This window comes from Oleiphilus sp. HI0086, assembly GCF_001635225.1.
This window is the reverse complement of sequence record NZ_LWFZ01001359.1, coordinates 1-699: the sequence shown is the minus strand read 5'-3', so window position 1 is coordinate 699 and position 699 is coordinate 1. Positions and strand designations below refer to the sequence as shown.

General features: G+C 43.3%; 1 protein-coding gene. It reads right to left on the bottom strand.

All coding sequences use genetic code 11. The features are described 5' to 3' along the window. Positions 1-77: 77 nt before the first annotated feature. On the bottom strand, positions 78-638 hold the full coding sequence (locus A3756_RS23445; RefSeq protein WP_068508699.1) for a chemotaxis protein CheW: 561 nt from the start codon (positions 636-638) through the stop codon (positions 78-80). Positions 639-699 lie beyond the last annotated feature (61 nt).

Genomic DNA, 699 nt, shown 5'->3' with positions numbered 1-699 from the left:
TCATTTCCTGGCTCCCGGCCTTGTACGATCTAGTGTTTGTTTTTCAATTTACTGCTTTCAAATGATGAGCAGCGTTACTACCTGACTGCAACATCAAGAAACTTTTTATTGTTTGTCAGTGTGAAGGTATCAAATACATTCCATTGACTATTGTTCTTTTCAAATGCGCCTTTTATAAAAGGCTGGATTGACTTTTCTAATAGTGAGTTAGCATTCTTTTGAAAGCTATCAGCTGAAAAGTACTGCATGCCGTGAACGCTATCTACGACAAAGCCGCTAAGAATCTCACCGTGCTCGACGATTAAGACTCGTTTATCTCTGCTCTTTTTGGAGCTGGATTCAACATCAAAAAATAAGGCTAAATCCATGATTGGAAGTAGACGGCCACGTACGTTTGCTACACCAAGCATCCAGTTTCGTACACCTGGAACAGAGGTGTACTTGGGTAGGTGCAGGATTTCAGATACTGAACCCATTGGAGCAACGAACTGAGTGTTGGCAATCGTAAAGCCGATACCATTCCATAACTCTACAGCTTCGTCTTGCGCAGGCAGCCCCGCAGCGTACTTAACGCTACGGTTTACGATGTCAGCTAGAATATCAAAGGGGCTAGCTTGCTTGGCAGAAGATGCGCTCATGCTCTGTTAATACCCTAACCCAGCAATTCGTTGATAGTTTGAATCAGGCTACTTTCTGGCA